We start from the raw sequence: 15,028 nt of genomic DNA on the forward strand, positions 1-15,028 counted from the left end.
GGGCGGGCAGGATAGCGGTGCGGTGGAGCGACCGGGCTGCGACACGCGGTCGCAGCCCGGGGCGATCACATGCCCGAGTAGTTCGGGCCGCCGCCGCCCTGCGGGGTCACCCAGACGATGTTCTGGGTCGGATCCTTGATGTCGCAGGTCTTGCAGTGCACGCAGTTCTGCGCGTTGATCTGCAGGCGCGCGTTGTCGGCGTCGCCGACGAACTCGTACACGCCGGCCGGGCAGTAACGGGCTTCGGGACCGGCGTACTCGGCCAGGTTCACCTTCACCGGAATGCTCGGATCCTTCAGCGTCAGGTGGCTGGGCTGGTTCTCGTCGTGGTTGGTGCTGCTCAGGAACACCGAGCTGAGACGATCGAAGGTCAGCACGCCATCGGGCTTGGGGTAGGCGATGCGGGTGTGCTGCGACGCCGGCTCCAGGCAGGCGTGGTCCGGCTGGGTGCGGTGCAGGGTCCACGGCGGGTTGCGCACGCCCAGCTTCGGCAGCAGCCACTGCTCCACGCCGGTCATCAGCGTGGCAACGGTCTGGCCCTTCTTGAACCACTGCTTGAAGTTCTTGGCCTGCTGCAGTTCGGTGAACAGCCAGCTGGCTTCAAACGCCTTCGGGTAGGCGCTCAGTTCATCGTGCTGGCGATCGGCGGCCAGCGCGTCGAACGCGGCGTCGGCGCACAGCATGCCGGTCTTGATCGCGGCATGACTGCCCTTGATGCGGCTGGCGTTGAGGTAGCCGGCCTCGCAGCCGACCAGCGCCCCCCCGGGGAACACCGTCTTCGGCAGCGAGAGCAGGCCGCCGGCGGTGATCGCACGGGCGCCGTAACCGATGCGGGTGCCGCCCTCCAGGTGCTTGCGGATGGAGGGATGGGTCTTGAAACGCTGGAACTCCTCGAACGGGCTCAGCCACGGGTTCTTGTAGTCCAGGCCGACCACGTAACCAATGGCGACCTTGCCGCCGTCGGCGTGGTACAGGAACGCGCCGCCGTAGGTGTCGCTGTCCAGCGGCCAGCCAGCCGCATGCACCACCAGGCCCGGCTCATGCCTGGCCGGGTCGATCTGCCACAGCTCCTTGATGCCGATGCCGTAGGCCTGCGGGTCCTTGCCTTCGTCCAGTTTGTAGCGGGCGATCAGCTGGCGGCCGAGGTGGCCGCGCGCACCTTCGGCGAAGATCGTGTACTTGGCGTGCAGCGCCATCCCACGCTCGAAGGCCGGGCCGATGCTGCCGTCCTTCTCGATGCCCATGTCGCCGGTGGCCACGCCGATCACCTCGCCGTCGTCGCCGTACAGCACTTCTGCAGCGGCGAAGCCCGGGAAGATCGCAACCTCCAGCGCCTCGGCCTGTTGCGCCAGCCAGCGGGTCACTTCGCCCAGGCTGATGATGTAGTTGCCTTCGTTGTGGAAGCACTCCGGCAGCAGCGCGTTGGGGGTGCTGCGCGCGCCGGTCTCGCTGAGGAACAGGAATTCGTCGCGGGTGACCTTCTGCTTCAGCGGTGCGCCGCGCTCGGCCCAGTCCGGGAACAGCTCGGTCAGCGCGCGCGGATCCATCACCGCGCCGGACAGCACGTGCGCGCCCGGTTCGGAACCCTTCTCCAGCACGCACACCGACAGCTCGCGGCCGGCTTCGAGCGCGCGCTGGCGCAGCCGGATCGCGGTGGCCAGGCCGGCGGGGCCGGCACCGACGATCACCACGTCGAATTCCATTACTTCACGCGGGGGCAGGGCGTTGGCTTCAGCGCTCATCGATTGCATGACTCGTGGGTAGGGCCGGCATCGGGGCCACCGGCGGTGCCTGGGAATCGCGCGTGCGGCCACGGGCGAAACAGTTGTTTGAATGTGTCAGGGTACCGGTACGCGCGTGATCGAGCTAGATCAGCGATGTTCACACCACGATTGCTGCATTGCAGCGTAGTGCTGCAGCTCTGGTGGGTGCCGACCTTGGTCGGCACGCTCTGCCCGGATGACCGACAATGGCCGGGTCCTGACTGCGTGTGAGTGCCATGGCTTTGCATCCGTACGATCTGTTCGATGTCCGTTCCCTGCTCAACGAGGAAGAGCGCGCAGTGCAGGAGAGCGTCGCCCGCTTCACCAACGAGCGCGTGCTGCCGATCATCGGCGATGCCTTCGACCAGGCCCGCTTCCCCGATGAACTGGTGCCTGAGATCGCCTCGTTGGGCCTGCTGGGCGCGACCCTGCCGGCCGAGTACGGCGGCGGTGGCCTCGGCGCGGTCAGCTATGGCCTGATCTGCCAGGAGCTGGAGCGCGGCGATTCGGGCCTGCGCAGCTTCGTTTCGGTGCAGAGCTCGCTGTGCATGTATCCCATCTACGCGTACGGCAGCGAGGAACAGCGCCAGCAGTGGCTGCCGGCGATGGCACGCGGCGAACTGATCGGCTGCTTCGGCCTGACCGAGGCGCACGGTGGGTCCGACCCGGCCAGCATGAAGACCCGCGCGGTGCGCGACGGCAGCGACTGGCGCATCAGCGGCAGCAAGATGTGGATCACCAGCGGCCCGGTGGCCGACCTGGCCATCGTCTGGGCACAGACCGAAGATGGCATCCAAGGCTTCGTGCTGGAAAAGGGCATGGCCGGCTTCACGACGCAGGAGATCAAGCACAAGATGAGCCTGCGCGCGTCGCTGACCGGCGCGCTGTTCTTCGATGACGTGCGCGTGCCCGACAGCCATCGCCTGCCGAACGTGAAGGGCCTGAAGGGGCCGCTGGGCTGCCTGACCCAGGCCCGTTACGGCATCAGCTGGGGCCCGATCGGTGCGGCGATTGCCTGCCTGGATGAAGCACTTGGCTATGCCAAGGAGCGCGTGCTGTTTGGTCGTCCGCTGGCGGCCACGCAGAGCGCGCAGATCAAGCTGGCCGAGATGGCCCGCCGCATCACCACCGCGCAGCTGCTGGCCTTGCAGCTGGGCCGCCTGAAGGAAGCCGGCCAGCTGCAGCCGCAGCAGGTCAGCCTGGCCAAGTGGAACAACTGCCGCATGGCGATTGACATCGCCCGCGAGTGTCGCGATCTGCTTGGTGGGGCTGGGATCACCACCGAGCACGTGGCGATCCGCCACGCGCTGAACCTGGAATCGGTGATCACCTATGAAGGCACCGAGACCGTGCACCAGCTGGTGATCGGCCGCGAACTGACCGGCATCAACGCGTTCTGAGTGCACCGGTAGTGCCGGCCGCTGGCCGGCATTGCCAGGTAGGGTGCACGCGCCCCGGGAAACGCAAGGGCGCCCACTCCTGATTGATCCAGGCGGAAGGCATCCACGCATGGCGTGGATTTACCGCGCGGCTGTTGGGTCCGCCTTGAAGCGAGCCGAGCACCACAGGACCGACGGGGGCGAAGAGGCGCGGGTGTCTGAGCGCAGCGAGTTCCGCGCCGTCCCCCGGCGGGCCGAGGAGCGCAGGGTACCGGTGCAGAGCACCGGCTCGCGGGCGGCGGCGCGTTTCTTTGGTTACTTTCTTTGCGCGAGCAAAGAAAGTGACACACGTGAGCTACGCCCCACCGGCAAACCCATGCTGCCGCCACGCCTCGTACATCACCACCGCAACGGTGTTGGAAAGATTGAGGCTGCGGTTGTCCGGCCGCATCGGCAGGCGCAGGCGGCGGCCGTCGGGCAGGGCATCGAGCACCTCCTGCGGCAGGCCACGGCTTTCCGGGCCGAACAGGAACGCATCACCGTCTTCAAAGGCCACGCTGTCGTAGCGCACGCTGGCGCGGGTACTGAGTGCGAACAACCGCTTTGGTGCGATCCGCGCCAGCGCGGTGTCCAGGTCGGGGTGGACCTGCAGGCGCGAGTACTCGTGGTAGTCCAGGCCGGCGCGCTTGAGCTGCTTGTCTTCCAGTGCGAAGCCGAGTGGCTCGACCAGGTGCAGCTGCGCGCCGGTGTTGGCGCAGAGCCGGATCACATTGCCCGTGTTGGGCGGGATTTCCGGTTGGAACAGGATCACGTGGAACTGGGGCGCGGCATTCATCGGCGCAGTGTACCTGCGACGACCGCCGCCTTTACGGCGCACGCCCTGCGCGGGGCAGGGCGGCACCGGTTACGGGCGCAGCAGGACCTGGGCGGTTTCGGTGGCCAGGGCCTGCAGGTCGGCAGCGCTCGGACGCACCTGCAGGGCCGGCAGGTTGACGATGACCGAGTTGGCGACGTTGGTGGCCGCGGCAGCCAGGGTGGCGGCGTAGCGCTGGGCTTCCAGTTCGGCGGCCAGGGCGACGCGCTGTTCCAGGCTCGGGCGCACTTCCACCGAGGCCAGCGTGGTGATCGGCATCGCGGCGGCGACCGGGGCGGCGACGTAGCCGTTGCGCTCGGCCAGCTGGTCGGCGCTCGGGCGCACTTCCACGGTGGCCAGGGTCGGGATGCCGCTGGCCTGTTCCCAGGCCTGCTGGGCCAGCTGGTCGGCGGCCGGGCGAACCTGCACGGTGGATAGGGTCTTGATGGATTCGGAGGCCTGCACCGACGAAACAACCGCGGTGCCGGCGATCAGGGCGATGGCGATGGCAATGGTCTTGGCGTTCATGACGGGGCCTGTTTAGTGTTGGTGAGCAGTGGTGTGGTAGTAAGGTAGTACACCAGTTCTGGGCATGCAAGAGAAATTTTCGATTTCCTGCATCTGTTCAGTCTTCAGTCAGCTTTTGTCTGAAGCCCTTCCTGGCGCAGGAAGTACCAAGCAATCCGCGTGCCAACTTTTAGTTATTGATTTGAAAGGCTTTTATGTGGTCCCGAAAGTGTCCGCTGGGCGGACACCTGTCCATTCGATAAGCCGCGGACACTGTCCGGACGCCTTCAGCCGGCGTCTGTGACGTTTCAAGAGCGCCCCTGGGCGTCGGGCTGGATGGTCATCTGGGCAAACACCCCCAGTGACTGGCGACCGATTCCGGCCGCCGCGCGCGCAGGCTAGGATCGGGGTTCACCTTCGTGACCAAGGATCCGGATATGTCTCTCGCCCTTCGCCCGCGCGCTGCACTGCTGGCCGTCGCTCTCAGCACCGCCCTGGGCACGCTCGCGCCCACCCATGCGCTCGCCGCCAAGCCGGCGGCACCGGCCAAGGTCGATATCCCGTACGAGCAGTTCACCCTGCCCAACGGCCTGCGCGTGATCGTGCATACCGATCGCAAGGCGCCGATCGTTGCGGTCAACGTCTGGTACCACGTGGGCAGCAAGGACGAGCCGGCTGGCCGTACCGGCTTTGCGCACCTGTTCGAACACCTGATGTTCCAGGGCAGCGAAAACCACGACGGCGAGTTCTTCGAGCCGTTCAAGCAGGTGGGTGCCACCAACCAGAACGGCACCACCAACACCGACCGCACCAATTACTTCGAGAACGTGCCGACCACCGCGCTGGACATGGCACTGTGGATGGAATCGGACCGCATGGGCCATCTGGTCGGTGCGATCGACCAGGCCGCGCTGGACGAGCAGCGTGGCGTGGTGCAGAACGAGAAGCGCCAGGGCGAGAACCAGCCCTACGGCCAGGCCTGGGACCAGCTCAACAAGGCGCTGTACCCGGTGGGCCACCCGTACCACCACGGCGTGATCGGGTCGATGAACGATCTGAACGCGGCGTCGCTGGATGACGTGAAGACCTGGTTCCGCACCTGGTACGGCCCGAACAATGCGGTGCTGGTGCTGGCCGGCGACATCGACCTGGCCACCGCCAAGGAAAAGGTCGCCAGGTACTTCGGCAGCATCCCGGCCGGCCCGACCATGGCGCAGCCGGCGGTGAACGTGGCCAAGCGTAGTGCCGACACGCGCGAGACGATGACCGACAAGGTGCCGCAGGCGCGCATCTACCGCGCCTGGAACGTGCCGCAGGTCGGCACCACCGAGGTCGATCAGCTGCAGTTGTTCGCGCAGGTGCTCGGCGGTGCGAAGTCTTCGCGCCTGAGCCAGCGCCTGCAGCACCAGGACAAGCTGGTGGACAGCATCGCGTCGGGCCTGTCGACCTCGCAGTTGGGCTCGAACTTCGTGATCATGGCGACGGTCAAGCAGGGCCAGGACCCGGCCAAGGTCGAGAAGATCATCGACGAGGAACTGGACCGGCTGATCAAGCAGGGCCCGACCGCGGCCGAACTGGAGCGTGCCAAGACCGGTGCCCGCGCAGGCTTCATCCGCGGTATCGAGCGCATCGGTGGCTTCGGCGGCAAGGCCGACGCCCTTGCAGAATGTGCGGTGTTCACCGGCGACCCGGGCTGCTTCCGTACCTCGCTGGCCAACATCGAGAAGGCCAGTGCTGCTGATCTGAGCCGGCTGGGCGCGCAGTGGCTGGACAAGGGCAGTCACACCCTGGTGATCGCACCGGGTGAGCGCGTGGCGCTGAAGGAAGACCCGAGCCAGGCGCCGAAGCCGTTCACCGTGCCGGCGGTGGACCCGAAGTACAGCACCCTGCCCGAGCAGGTCGACCGCAAGGCCGGCGTGCCGCAGACCAGCGAGTTCCCGCAGCTGAAGTTCCCGGCGCTGCAGCGTGCCACGCTGAAGAACGGCACCCAGGTGATCCTGGCCGAGCGCCACGAGATTCCGGTGGTGCAGTTCAGCTACCAGTTCCCGGGCGGCTTCAGTGCCGACCAGGGCCGCAAGCCGGGCACCGCCAACTTCACCATGAGCCTGATGACCGAAGGCGCCGGCAAGCTGGGCTCGCTGGCCTTCGCCGACGCCGCGGATGCGCTGGGCGCCAGCCTGGATGCTTCGGCCGGCCTGGATTCGATGAGCGTGGACCTGTCGGCACTGAAGGAAAACCTGGCACCGTCGCTGGCGCTGTACCGCGACCTGCTGCGCGAACCGCGCTTCGAGCAGGGCGAGATCGACCGGGTCAAGGCGAGCTGGATCGCTGGCATCCAGCAGGAGAAGGTGAACCCGGGTGCGGTGGCGATGCGCGTGCTGCCCCCGCTGCTGTATGGCAAGGGCCACCCGTATGCCATTCCGTTTACCGGTAGCGGTGACGAGGCGGCGATCAACGGCCTGACCCGCGAGGACCTGGTCGACTTCCACCACGACTGGCTGCGCCCGCAGAACGGCACCCTGATCGTGGTCGGCGACACCACCCTGGCCGAGATCGTGCCGCTGCTGGACAAGCAGCTGGGCGACTGGAAGGCCAGTGGCGAGGCCCCGCAGGTGAAGGCGGCCACCGACGTTGCGCTGCCGAAGGGCCCGCGCGTGTTCCTGATCGACCAGCCGGGCGCAGTACAGGCCAACCTGTTCGCCGGCCAGGTGGTGGCACCTTCCAGCGCCACCAGTTCGACCCGCTTCGACATCGCCAACGGCGTGATCGGCGGCGACTTCACCTCGCGCCTGAACATGAACCTGCGCGAGGACAAGCACTGGTCGTACGGTGCGCGCAGCAGCGCGGTCAGTTCGGTGGGCCAGCGCCCGTGGATGGCCAGCGCGCCGGTGCAGATCGACAAGACCGGCCCGGCACTGGCGGAAATGCGCAAGGAAATCGCCGCGTTCGCCGATGGCAGCAAGCCGGCCACCGCTGCCGAGGTCAACCGCATCCGCAACATCCAGACCCTGAGCCTGCCCGGTGCCTACGAGACCGCCAGTGCGGTGGCGTCGACCATCGGTTCGATCGTGCAGTTCAAGCGCCCGGACGACTACGTGCTGCGGCGCAAGGCCGAGATCGAAGCGATGACCCCGGCGCAGGTGCAGCAGGCCGCCGCCGAGATCAAGCCGCAGGCCCTGACCTGGGTGGTGGTGGGTGACCTCAAGCAGACCGAAGCGGCCGTGCGCGCGCTGAACCTGGGCGAGGTGACGGTGATCGACGCCGAAGGCAACCCGGTCAAGAAATAAGGCAAGACCCGGCCCGCCATGTGGCGGGCCGGCTCCCCCCGGCTACCCCCGATTCAGGCTGTTCAGGCAGAATCCCCCCATACCCTTCCAGGATCTGCCCATGCGCGTTCTGCTGCTTTCCTCCCTGCTGCTCACCGTCACCGCCTGTACCTGGGTGCCGATCGAACCGGCCGGCAAGGCAACCCGCGTGCTGCCGGCAGGGCCGGTTCCGGCCGGCTGCATCGCCAAGGGCGAGGTGGTGGTCACCGTGAAGAGCAAGGTCGGCTTCTACAACCGCAACCCGCTGCGGGTGCAGGAAGAGCTGGAAACCCTGGCCCGCAACGAGGCCCCGAGCGCCGGCGCCAATGCCGTCCAGGCCGCTGCGGCCCCCGCCGATGGCAGCCAGCGCTTCGCCGCGTTCCAGTGCCCGCCGCGCTGAACGCTTCACCATACGGCCGAGGCTGAATTCGTAAAGATGCGGTGAAAGCCCGGGGGTTATAGAATAGCGCCCCCTTTTGCCTGAGCCTTGGCGCTAACCTCGATGCTCTTCAAGAATGTCTCGATCGCCGGCCTGGCACACGTCGACGCACCGCATACGCTGACGACCAAGGAAATCAACGAACGCCTGCAGCCGACGTTGGATCGCCTGGGTATCCGCACCGATGTGCTTGGCGACATCGCCGGCATCCACGCCCGCCGCCTGTGGGACAACGGCGTGCTGGCGTCGGACGCCGCCACCATGGCCGGCCGTAAGGCACTGGAAGACGCGGGCATCACCGCGACCCAGGTCGGCCTGCTGGTCAACACCTCGGTCAGCCGCGACTACCTGGAGCCGTCCACGGCCTCGATCGTGTCGGGCAACCTCGGTGTCAGCGACGAATGCATGACCTTCGACGTCGCCAACGCCTGCCTGGCCTTCATCAACGGCATGGACATCGCGGCGCGCATGATCGAGCGCGGTGATATCGACTACGCGCTGGTGGTGGACGGCGAGACCGCCAACCTGGTGTACGAGAAGACCCTGGAGCGCATGACCGCCCCGGACGTCACCGCCGATGACTTCCGCAACGAGCTGGCCGCGCTGACCACCGGGTCGGGCGCCGCCGCGATGGTGATGGCGCGCGCGGAGCTGGTGCCGGACGCGCCGCGCTACAAGGGCGGCGTGACCCGCTCGGCCACCGAGTGGAACCAGCTGTGCCTGGGCAACCTGGACCGCATGGTCACCGACACCCGCCTGTTGCTGATCGAAGGCATCAAGCTGGCGCAGAAGACCTTCAGCGCCGCCAAGATCGCACTCGGCTGGGCCGTGGAGGAGCTGGACCAGTTCGTGATCCACCAGGTCAGCCAACCGCACACCGCCGCGTTCATCAAGAACTTCGGCATCGACCCGAAGAAGGTCATGACCATCTTCGGCGAGCACGGCAACATCGGCCCGGCCTCGGTGCCGATCGTGCTGAGCAAGCTCAAGCAGCTGGGCAAGCTGAAGAAGGGTGATCGCATCGCGCTTCTGGGTATTGGCTCGGGCCTGAACTGCTCGATGGCTGAAGTGGTCTGGTAAGCAGCCCGTTGCCCGACCTCCTGTAGAGCCGAGCCATGCTCGGCTCACGCGCGCAGCGCGGCTCTTCCGCAGCGGACCGGAGAGCAGCCGAGCAACGGCTCGGCTCTACATTGCGCCGCGACTCTCCTTAGGTGCTCCGCATGCGCGATCTTCCCGGTTACCCCGCCCACCCGCAGCGCTTCGAGGTCCGCCCCGGCCTGTCGATGAACTATCTCGACGAGGGCCCGCGCGATGGCGAGGTGGTGGTGATGGTGCACGGCAACCCGTCGTGGAGCTACTACTGGCGCACGCTGGTGGCCGGCCTGTCGGACACCTACCGCTGCATCGTGCCGGACCACATCGGCATGGGCCTGTCGGACAAGCCGGACGACAGCCGCTATGAGTACACGCTGCAGTCGCGCGTGGACGATCTTGATGCGCTGCTGAAGCACCTGGGCATCAGCGGCCCGGTGACCCTGGCCGTGCACGACTGGGGCGGCATGATCGGGTTCGGCTGGGCGCTGTCGCACCACGAGCAGGTGAAGCGCCTGGTGGTGCTCAACACCGCTGCCTTCCCGATGCCGGCGGCAAAGAAGATGCCGTGGCAGATCGCACTGGGTCGCCACTGGAAGATCGGCGAGTGGATCATCCGCAGCTTCAACGCGTTCTCGTCCGGTGCCTCGTGGCTGGGCGTGGAGCGGAAGATGCCGGCCGATGTGCGCCGCGCCTACGTGTCGCCGTACAACAGCTGGGCCAACCGCATCAGCACCATCCGCTTCATGCAGGACATCCCGCTGTCGCCGGCCGACAAGGCCTGGTCGCTGCTGGAACGCGCCGGCAAGGCGCTGCCGTCGTTCGCCGACCGTCCCGCCTTCCTCGGCTGGGGCCTGCGCGACTTCGTGTTCGACCATCATTTCCTGAAGGGCTTCCAGGCCGCGCTGCCGAATGCCCAGGTGCATGCCTTCGAGGATGCCGGCCACTATGTGCTGGAAGACAAGCAGGACGTGCTGGTGCCGGAAATCCGCGCGTTCCTGGACGCCAACCCGATCTGATCGATGTGCCGACCAACGGTCGGCACCCACAAGTGGAAGGTATGGGTGGGTGCCGACCGTTGGTCGGCACACCGGATTATGCGGCGACCGGCGCCTGTGGTGGCGAGGACGGGCTGTTGCCGTTGTCGTCCGGGTGATCGTCGTCATTGTCGGCGTCATCGCGCCAGCGCCAGTCGGCCGGCGTCAGCGGATCCAGGCCATAGGCAATGCGCGCCTTGTCGCACTGCGGGCTGGCCTTGCCGTATTCCCACGATGCATCCACCTCACGGCACACGCTGGGCCGGTTGGGGTGGATCGTGCAGCGTGAATACACGCCGATCTGCGCATCCAGCGCGACGCAGCGCACCGGCTTGGAATGGGTGCCGCGCATGCACAGGCGGTGCGGATCCAGCACCTCAGTGAGCTGATGCGGCACGCCGCCGGGGGTGACCTCGTCCGATTCCATCCAGTGGAAGGCCACGCGGTACTGGGTGCAGCAGGCGCCGCAGGTCATGCAGGGATGTTGCATGGGCAAGCCGCCTCGGGCGGCAGTCGGAATCGGGAACGAGGGTGCGGATTTTCCACGAAGTGGGCCGCCGCGCAAGAAATTCCGTAAGCGGCGACAATGAACGGATGAACCGACCCTGCAACATTGCGGCCCGTTTGCCTGAACTGGCGCGTGAACGCCCCGACCAGATCGCCATCCGCTGCCCGGGCCGCCGCGGCGCCGGCAACGGCATGGCCGCCTACGATGTCACCCTCGATTACCGTCAGCTGGACGCCCGCAGTGATGCCATGGCCGCCGGCCTGGCCGGCTACGGGATCGGCCGTGGCGTGCGCACGGTGGTGATGGTGCGGCCCTCTCCGGAGTTCTTCCTGCTGATGTTCGCGCTGTTCAAGCTGGGCGCAGTGCCGGTGCTGGTCGATCCGGGCATCGACCGGCGCGCGCTTAAGCAGTGCCTGGACGAGGCGCAGCCGCAGGCCTTCATCGGCATTCCTCTGGCGCATGTGGCGCGGCTGGTGCTGCGCTGGGCGCCGTCGGCCACCCGGCTGGTGACGGTCGGCCGCCGCCTCGGCTGGGGCGGTACCAGCCTGGCCGCGCTGGAACGTGCCGGTGCCAAGGGGGGGGCCATGCTGGCCGATACCGATGGCGAGGACATGGCGGCGATCCTGTTCACCAGCGGCTCCACCGGCGTGCCCAAGGGCGTGGTCTACCGCCACCGCCACTTCGTCGGCCAGATCCAGCTGCTGGGCAGTGCCTTCGGCATGGAAGCGGGTGGGGTGGACCTGCCGACCTTCCCACCGTTCGCGCTGTTCGACCCGGCGTTGGGCCTGACTTCGGTGATCCCGGACATGGACCCGACGCGGCCGGCGCAGGCCGACCCGGGACGCCTGCACGATGCCATCCAGCGCTTCGGCGTAACCCAGCTGTTCGGCTCGCCAGCGCTGATGCGGGTGCTGGCTCGGCACGGGCGGCCACTGCCGACGGTGACCCGGGTGACCTCGGCCGGGGCACCGGTGCCGCCGGACGTGGTCGCCACCATCCGCAGCCTGCTGCCGGCCGATGCGCAGTTCTGGACTCCCTATGGCGCCACTGAGTGCCTGCCGGTGGCGGTGGTCGAAGGCCGCGAACTGGAGCGCACCCGCGCGGCGACCGAGGCCGGTGCCGGCACCTGCGTGGGCAACGTGGTGGCCCCCAACGAGGTGCGCATCATCGCCATCGACGACGCACCGTTGGCCGACTGGTCGCAGGCACGTGTGCTGGCCACCGGCGAGGTGGGCGAGATCACCGTGGCCGGGCCGACCGCCACCGACAGCTACTTCAACCGCCCGCAGGCCACTGCGGCGGCGAAGATCCGCGAGACGCTGGCCGATGGCAGCACCCGCGTGGTGCATCGCATGGGCGACCTTGGTTATTTCGATGTGCAGGGCCGCCTGTGGTTCTGCGGGCGCAAGACGCAGCGCGTGGAAACCGCGCGCGGGCCGCTGTACACCGAGCAGGTCGAGCCGATGTTCAACACCGTGGCCGGCGTGGCGCGCACTGCGCTGGTTGGCGTGGGGGCCGCCGGTGCGCAGGTGCCGGTGCTGTGCGTGGAGCTGCAGCGTGGCCGGTCCGACAGCCCGGCACTGCAGGAAGCGCTGCGTGCCAAGGCCGCCGCATGCCTGGCCGGAGCCGGGCTGGAGCACTTCCTGGTACACCCTTCGTTCCCCGTCGATATCCGTCATAACGCCAAGATCGGCCGCGAGAAGCTCGCCGTCTGGGCCAGCACCGAACTGGAGAAGCGCGCATGAAGATCCTGGTCACCGGTGGCGGTGGTTTCCTTGGGCAGGCGCTGTGCCGCGGGCTGGTCGAGCGTGGCCACCAGGTGCTGGCGTTCAACCGCAGTCATTACCCGGAACTGCAGGCGATGGGCGTGGGCCAGATCCGCGGTGATCTGGCCGATGCGCAGGCGGTGCTGCATGCGGTGGCCGGCGTTGATGCGGTGTTCCACAACGGCGCCAAGGCCGGCGCATGGGGCAGCTATGACAGCTACCACCAGGCCAACGTGGTCGGCACCGACAACGTCCTCGCGGCCTGCCGCGCGCATGGCATCAACCGGCTGGTCTACACCTCCACGCCCAGCGTGACCCATCGTGCCACGCACCCGGTGGAAGGCCTCGGGGCTGACGAGGTGCCGTACGGCGAAGATTTCCAGGCGCCGTATGCGGCTACCAAGGCAATCGCCGAACAGCGCGTGCTGGCCGCCAACGATGCGTCGCTGGCGACGGTGGCACTGCGCCCGCGCCTGATCTGGGGCCCAGGCGACCAGCAGCTGGTGCCGAGGCTGGCCGAGCGTGCGCGGCAGGGCCGCCTGCGCCTGGTGGGGGATGGCAACAACAGGGTGGACACCACCTACATCGACAACGCCGCACTCGCGCACTTCCTCGCCTTCGAGGCACTGGCGCCGGGCGCTGCGTGTGCGGGCAAGGCCTACTTCATCTCCAATGGCGAGCCGCTGCCGATGCGCGAGCTGGTCAACAAGCTGCTGGCCGCTGTTGGCGCGCCGACGGTGGGCAAGGCGATCAGCTTCAATACCGCGTACCGTGTCGGCGCCATCTGCGAGCGGCTGTGGCCGCTGCTGCGCCTGCGTGGCGAGCCGCCGCTGACCCGCTTCCTGGCCGAGCAGTTGTGCACGCCGCACTGGTACAGCATGGAACCGGCGCGCCGTGACTTCGGCTACGTGCCGCAGGTCAGCATCGAAGAGGGGCTGCGCAGGCTGAAGGCTTCATCTGCTGCATAGATCGCCGTCACTGGTTGCACACCGCAGGATCGGGAGGATGGACCCACGCCATCCAAGGCTCGACCACCCGCGAGGAGCGCCATGCTGCACTACGCCATCATCTTCTTTGTCATCGCCATCATCGCCGCTGTTCTGGGTTTCTCCGGAATCGCCGGCGCCGCAACCAACATCGCCTGGATCCTGTTCGTGGTGTTCCTGATCCTTGCGGTGATCTCGATGTTCCGCAAGCGCGGCTAGCCGGTAGTGCCGGCCGCTGGCCGGCATCGCTTTCCGCAGAGTCGAGCCATGCTCGACTCTGCGGGCGATCACGACGTTACACAGCGCTCTGCAGCCCGCGATCGGCCTCATGGCGCTCCAGCGCCAGCTCGATCAGGCGGGTGATCAGCGTGGTGTAGTCCACGCCGCTGGCACCCCACAGCTTCGGGTACATGCTGATGCGGGTGAAGCCCGGCAGCGTGTTGACCTCGTTGATGATGATGTCGCCGCCCGCAGTGAGGAACACATCCACGCGCGCCATGCCGGCACACTCCAGCGCCTGGTAGGCCCGCAGCGCGATCTGCTGGATGCGTGCCTGGGTGCCGGCATCGATATCCGCGGGTACCACCACTTCGGCACCATCGGCGTTGATGTACTTGGTGTCGTAGGCGTAGAACTCGTCGTGCACCACCACCTCGCCGCACAGGCTGGCCTGCGGATGTTCGTTGCCCAGCACCGCGCACTCGATCTCGCGGCCGATCACCGCCGATTCCACCAGCACCTTGTGGTCGTAGCGCAGCGCCAATGCCAGCGCTTCGGCAAAGCCCGCCGCATCCTTGACCTTGCTCACGCCTACCGACGAGCCTTGGTTGGCCGGCTTCACGAACAGCGGCAGGCCAAGCTGGGCAATCACCGCATCGACATCCACTTCCGCCACCTGGTGGCGGCGGATGCACAGCCACGGCGCCACCTGCAGCCCGGCGTCGCGCAGCAGACGCTTGGTCACGTCCTTGTCCATCGCCACTGCCGAGCCCAGTACCGGCGAACCGACGAAGGGCAGGTTGGCCATGCGCAGCAGCCCCTGCAGCGCACCGTCCTCGCCCAGAGGCCCGTGCACGATCGGCAGCACCACATCGATCTGGCCCAGCACGCTGGCCGCATCGGAGGGCTGCAGCTGTGCCTGCTCGGCACCGGGAAAGACCGCCAGCGACTGGCCGGAGCGATGCAGCGCGATGCGTGCCGGATCATCGGCATTGAGCAGGAAGGTCGCAGGCTCGCTCAGATGCCACTGGCCCTGCTTGTCGATGCCGACCAGCACCGGCTCGAAGCGCTCGCGATCAAGCGCATCGAGGATGTTCTTCGCCGACTGCAGTGAAACTTCGTGCTCGGAAGACTTGCCCCCGAAGATGATGCCGACCCGGGTCCGTGCCATGGG

13 protein-coding genes are annotated in these 15,028 nt (G+C 67.4%); 8 read left to right on the forward strand and 5 right to left on the reverse strand.

Annotated features, from left to right (window positions below):
- Positions 1-65: 65 nt before the first annotated feature.
- Positions 66-1,742 (reverse strand): electron transfer flavoprotein-ubiquinone oxidoreductase, encoded by a 1,677-nt coding sequence (locus ACEPA4_RS00720; protein ID WP_235649693.1) that lies wholly within the window; start codon positions 1,740-1,742, stop codon positions 66-68.
- A 257-nt stretch (positions 1,743-1,999) separates the two neighbouring features.
- On the opposite strand from ACEPA4_RS00720, the gene ACEPA4_RS00725 reads away from it, so the two are divergent.
- Positions 2,000-3,163, forward strand: coding sequence for an acyl-CoA dehydrogenase family protein (locus ACEPA4_RS00725; RefSeq protein WP_005420799.1), 1,164 nt, complete (start codon positions 2,000-2,002; stop codon positions 3,161-3,163).
- A gap of 334 nt (positions 3,164-3,497) precedes the next feature.
- Here the strand turns inward: ACEPA4_RS00725 and ACEPA4_RS00730 are convergent, their stop codons facing one another.
- On the reverse strand, positions 3,498-3,977 hold the full coding sequence (locus ACEPA4_RS00730) for a tRNA (cytidine(34)-2'-O)-methyltransferase (RefSeq protein WP_049400563.1): 480 nt from the start codon (positions 3,975-3,977) through the stop codon (positions 3,498-3,500).
- Between the two features lie 69 nt (positions 3,978-4,046).
- The gene (locus ACEPA4_RS00735; RefSeq protein WP_014035556.1) at positions 4,047-4,523 is read right to left on the reverse strand and encodes a hypothetical protein; all 477 of its coding nucleotides are present in this window, start codon (positions 4,521-4,523) and stop codon (positions 4,047-4,049) included.
- Between the two features lie 416 nt (positions 4,524-4,939).
- Here ACEPA4_RS00735 and ACEPA4_RS00740 point away from each other — a divergent pair, with 416 nt between their 5' ends.
- From ACEPA4_RS00740 to ACEPA4_RS00755, 4 genes are all read left to right on the forward strand, one after another.
- A complete protein-coding gene (locus tag ACEPA4_RS00740) occupies positions 4,940-7,789 on the forward strand; it encodes a M16 family metallopeptidase (protein WP_374082924.1) in 2,850 nt (949 codons plus the stop codon).
- A 100-nt stretch (positions 7,790-7,889) separates the two neighbouring features.
- Positions 7,890-8,207 (forward strand): DUF4156 domain-containing protein, encoded by a 318-nt coding sequence (locus ACEPA4_RS00745; RefSeq protein WP_005407628.1) that lies wholly within the window; start codon positions 7,890-7,892, stop codon positions 8,205-8,207.
- A 102-nt stretch (positions 8,208-8,309) separates the two neighbouring features.
- Positions 8,310-9,326 (forward strand): 3-oxoacyl-ACP synthase III, encoded by a 1,017-nt coding sequence (locus ACEPA4_RS00750; RefSeq protein WP_005420782.1) that lies wholly within the window; start codon positions 8,310-8,312, stop codon positions 9,324-9,326.
- 140 nt (positions 9,327-9,466) lie between these two features.
- On the forward strand, positions 9,467-10,357 hold the full coding sequence (locus tag ACEPA4_RS00755) for an alpha/beta fold hydrolase (RefSeq protein WP_065195998.1): 891 nt from the start codon (positions 9,467-9,469) through the stop codon (positions 10,355-10,357).
- A gap of 76 nt (positions 10,358-10,433) precedes the next feature.
- On the opposite strand, the gene ACEPA4_RS00760 is transcribed toward ACEPA4_RS00755, so the two are convergent.
- On the reverse strand, positions 10,434-10,865 hold the full coding sequence (locus tag ACEPA4_RS00760) for a YkgJ family cysteine cluster protein (RefSeq protein ID WP_005407630.1): 432 nt from the start codon (positions 10,863-10,865) through the stop codon (positions 10,434-10,436).
- Between the two features lie 104 nt (positions 10,866-10,969).
- Here ACEPA4_RS00760 and oleC point away from each other — a divergent pair, with 104 nt between their 5' ends.
- From oleC to ACEPA4_RS00775, 3 genes are all read left to right on the forward strand, one after another.
- The gene (oleC, locus tag ACEPA4_RS00765; RefSeq protein ID WP_164093064.1) at positions 10,970-12,628 is read left to right on the forward strand and encodes an olefin beta-lactone synthetase; all 1,659 of its coding nucleotides are present in this window, start codon (positions 10,970-10,972) and stop codon (positions 12,626-12,628) included.
- Positions 12,625-13,617, forward strand: a complete 993-nt coding sequence (gene oleD / locus ACEPA4_RS00770) for a 2-alkyl-3-oxoalkanoate reductase (RefSeq protein ID WP_164093063.1) — start codon at positions 12,625-12,627, stop codon at positions 13,615-13,617. Before oleC ends, oleD begins: the two co-directional genes overlap by 4 nt.
- An 81-nt stretch (positions 13,618-13,698) precedes the next feature.
- Positions 13,699-13,854 carry a DUF1328 domain-containing protein gene (locus ACEPA4_RS00775; RefSeq protein ID WP_005407633.1) on the forward strand — a complete coding sequence of 52 codons (156 nt, stop codon included), beginning with the start codon at positions 13,699-13,701 and terminating at the stop codon, positions 13,852-13,854.
- 76 nt (positions 13,855-13,930) lie between these two features.
- On the opposite strand, the gene ddlA is transcribed toward ACEPA4_RS00775, so the two are convergent.
- The gene (gene ddlA, locus ACEPA4_RS00780) at positions 13,931-15,025 is read right to left on the reverse strand and encodes a D-alanine--D-alanine ligase (protein ID WP_065178469.1); all 1,095 of its coding nucleotides are present in this window, start codon (positions 15,023-15,025) and stop codon (positions 13,931-13,933) included.
- Positions 15,026-15,028: the final 3 nt, after the last annotated feature.

Origin of the sequence: Stenotrophomonas sp. P2112, assembly GCF_041897515.1 — a bacterium.
Lineage (GTDB): Bacteria > Pseudomonadota > Gammaproteobacteria > Xanthomonadales > Xanthomonadaceae > Stenotrophomonas > Stenotrophomonas sepilia.

What these genes read in the sequence shown, in the direction of transcription:
- ACEPA4_RS00725 (WP_005420799.1), top strand. Translation starts at nt 2,000, where the DNA reads ATGGCTTTGCATCCGTACGATCTGTTCGATGTCCGTTCCCTGCTCAAC.
- ACEPA4_RS00720 (WP_235649693.1), bottom strand. Translation starts at nt 1,742, where the DNA reads ATGAGCGCTGAAGCCAACGCCCTGCCCCCGCGTGAAGTAATGGAATTC.
- ACEPA4_RS00750 (WP_005420782.1), top strand. Translation starts at nt 8,310, where the DNA reads ATGCTCTTCAAGAATGTCTCGATCGCCGGCCTGGCACACGTCGACGCA.
- ACEPA4_RS00760 (WP_005407630.1), bottom strand. Translation starts at nt 10,865, where the DNA reads ATGCAACATCCCTGCATGACCTGCGGCGCCTGCTGCACCCAGTACCGC.
- ACEPA4_RS00740 (WP_374082924.1), top strand. Translation starts at nt 4,940, where the DNA reads ATGTCTCTCGCCCTTCGCCCGCGCGCTGCACTGCTGGCCGTCGCTCTC.
- ddlA (WP_065178469.1), bottom strand. Translation starts at nt 15,025, where the DNA reads ATGGCACGGACCCGGGTCGGCATCATCTTCGGGGGCAAGTCTTCCGAG.
- ACEPA4_RS00730 (WP_049400563.1), bottom strand. Translation starts at nt 3,977, where the DNA reads ATGAATGCCGCGCCCCAGTTCCACGTGATCCTGTTCCAACCGGAAATC.
- ACEPA4_RS00755 (WP_065195998.1), top strand. Translation starts at nt 9,467, where the DNA reads ATGCGCGATCTTCCCGGTTACCCCGCCCACCCGCAGCGCTTCGAGGTC.
- ACEPA4_RS00735 (WP_014035556.1), bottom strand. Translation starts at nt 4,523, where the DNA reads ATGAACGCCAAGACCATTGCCATCGCCATCGCCCTGATCGCCGGCACC.
- oleC (WP_164093064.1), top strand. Translation starts at nt 10,970, where the DNA reads ATGAACCGACCCTGCAACATTGCGGCCCGTTTGCCTGAACTGGCGCGT.
- ACEPA4_RS00745 (WP_005407628.1), top strand. Translation starts at nt 7,890, where the DNA reads ATGCGCGTTCTGCTGCTTTCCTCCCTGCTGCTCACCGTCACCGCCTGT.
- oleD (WP_164093063.1), top strand. Translation starts at nt 12,625, where the DNA reads ATGAAGATCCTGGTCACCGGTGGCGGTGGTTTCCTTGGGCAGGCGCTG.
- ACEPA4_RS00775 (WP_005407633.1), top strand. Translation starts at nt 13,699, where the DNA reads ATGCTGCACTACGCCATCATCTTCTTTGTCATCGCCATCATCGCCGCT.